Source organism: Leucobacter soli (genome assembly GCF_042659205.1).
Taxonomy (GTDB): Bacteria; Actinomycetota; Actinomycetes; order Actinomycetales; family Microbacteriaceae; genus Leucobacter; species Leucobacter soli.
Genome location: NZ_JBHSRW010000312.1, coordinates 1 through 2074, shown reverse-complemented (window position 1 = coordinate 2074; position 2074 = coordinate 1). Strand labels below are relative to the sequence as shown.

Genomic DNA, 2074 nt, shown 5'->3' with positions numbered 1-2074 from the left:
GCGCGCACGCGCCGGGCACACCGAGGCGAGCGTCGAGCTGATGCGCCTCGCGGGCCTGCGGCCGGTCGCGATGATCGCCGAGATCGTGGCCGAGGACGGCGAGATGATGCGCCTGCCCGGGCTGCTCGAGCTGGGCGCCGCCGAAGGCGTTCCGGTCGTCACGATCGAGCAGCTGATCGCCTACCTCGAGGAGCACGACCCGACGAGCGCACCTGCGGCTCCCGTCCCGCATCGCCAGGTGAGCCTGAAGGCGGACACCCTCGTGCCCACCGAGCACGGGCCGTTCCGCATGCGCGCCTACCGCGACCGGCGGAGCGGCGTCGACCACCTCGCGCTCATCGCGGCCGCCCCCGACGGGTCGATGCCGGGCGACGACGCACTGGTGCGAGTGCACTCGGAGTGCATCACGGGCGAGGCATTCGGTTCGCTGAAGTGCGAGTGCGGGCCGCAGTTGCACGCCGCCCTCGACCTGGTCCAGCAGCGCGGCGGTGTCGTCGTCTACCTGCGCGGGCAGGAGGGCCGGGGCATCGGCCTCGCCAACAAGCTCCGCGCCTACCAGCTGCAGGAGGCCGGGATCGACACGCTCGACGCGAACCTGCAGCTCGGGCTCCCCGGGGATGCGCGCGACTACACGGCCGCGGCGGAGATCCTGGACGACCTCGGACTCACCAGCGTGCGGCTGCTCACGAACAACCCCGACAAGGTGACCCAGATCAAGGGCTACGGGGTCGAGGTGACGGAGCGCGTGCCGCTCTTCGTCGGCCTGACGGAGCAGAACACCGACTACCTGAAGACGAAGCGCGACCGCATGGGGCACCTCCTCCCCCAGCGGATGGCCGACGAGGCGGAAGGGACGGATCAGGGATGAGCGGAGACGGAGCGCCCGAGCTGGCGGTCGACGCGACCGGGCTGCGCATCGCGGTGATCGCGGGCAGCTGGCATCAGAAGATCATGGGCGGGCTGATCCGCGGCGCCCACGAGACGATCGTGGATTCCGGCGCCGACCACTCCCTGTTCCGGGTGGCCGGCGCCTTCGAACTGCCGCTCGCCGCACAGGCGGCGCTGCGCCCCGCCGAGGACGGCGGGGGCGGCTTCGACGCGGCGGTCTGCCTCGGCGTGATCATCCGCGGCGGCACGCCGCACTTCGAATACGTGGCGGGCTCCGTGACCGACGGGCTCACCCGCGTGCAGCTCGACAGCGGCAAACCGGTCGGGTTCGGCGTGCTCACGACCGACGACGAGCAGCAAGCGCTCGATCGCTCGGGGCTGCCCGGTTCACGCGAGTCGAAGGGTCGGGAGGCCGCCGAGGCCGCGCTGCATGCAGCCCTCGCGGTGCGGCGGATCCAGGCGGGGAGCTAGGGCATGTCTGCGAAATTCTAGGGCTCAGCCCAGCCCGGAGTGCGCCACGATCACGGCGAGATCGGTGCGGTTCCGAGCATCCCATTTGGTCCGGATCGCCGCGAGCGCCGACTTCACCGTCGTCTCGGAGACGAACATCTGCGCGGCGATCTCGGCATCGGACGCGCCGGTCATCACGGCGAGCGCGAACTCGCGCTCCCGTACCGTGAGGCGTTCCATCTTCGCCAGCGCGTCGAGTCGTCTGGCCGAGGTGCGCTCGGAACGGGCCCAGCCGGTGATCTCCACGGCGGCTCGGGGCGAGAACGGCGCCTCGCCGAGCGCGGCTGCGCGCACGGCATCGAGAATCCGGTGCGGATCCTCATCCTTGTGGATGAAGCCGATCGCTCCCGCGTCGATGGCCTGCAGCACGACACCGTCGTCGTCGAAGGCGGTCATCATCAGGAACCTCGGAGCGCCGGGCATGCCGACGAGACGGCGGACGACCGAGATGCCGTCGACGCGCGGCATCCGGACGTCGCACAGCACGACGTCCGGGTGCAGTTCATGGATCGCGTCCTCGACCTGATCGCCGTCGCTGCGGGTGCCGACGACGGCCAGGTCCTCGGCGGTGCCGAGCACCGCGGCGACCCCGGCTGCGGCGAGCGCGTCGTCGTCCACGACCAGGATGCGAGTCGGAGCGGTCATCGCGCCAGTGTACCGAAGCAGCGGGTCCTGC

The 2074-nt window shown here is 71.3% G+C and carries 3 protein-coding genes; 2 read left to right on the top strand and 1 reads right to left on the bottom strand.

Annotated elements, in window-relative coordinates; genetic code table 11:
• A partial coding sequence (gene ribA, locus ACFPZL_RS12580) for a GTP cyclohydrolase II (RefSeq protein ID WP_382335687.1) occupies nucleotides 1-868 on the top strand: 868 nt, incomplete at its 5' end.
• Nucleotides 865-1359, top strand: a complete 495-nt coding sequence (gene ribH / locus ACFPZL_RS12575) for a 6,7-dimethyl-8-ribityllumazine synthase (protein ID WP_218115457.1) — start codon at nucleotides 865-867, stop codon at nucleotides 1357-1359. The genes ribA and ribH, both read left to right, overlap by 4 nt.
• A gap of 24 nt (nucleotides 1360-1383) precedes the next feature.
• Here the strand turns inward: ribH and ACFPZL_RS12570 are convergent, their stop codons facing one another.
• Nucleotides 1384-2043: a response regulator transcription factor gene (locus ACFPZL_RS12570; RefSeq protein WP_218115456.1), complete on the bottom strand. Its 660-nt coding sequence runs from the start codon at nucleotides 2041-2043 to the stop codon at nucleotides 1384-1386.
• Nucleotides 2044-2074 lie beyond the last annotated feature (31 nt).

Coding starts and splice junctions, on each gene's coding strand:
- ACFPZL_RS12570 (WP_218115456.1), bottom strand. CDS start 2,043: ATGACCGCTCCGACTCGCATCCTGGTCGTGGACGACGACGCGCTCGCC.
- ribH (WP_218115457.1), top strand. CDS start 865: ATGAGCGGAGACGGAGCGCCCGAGCTGGCGGTCGACGCGACCGGGCTG.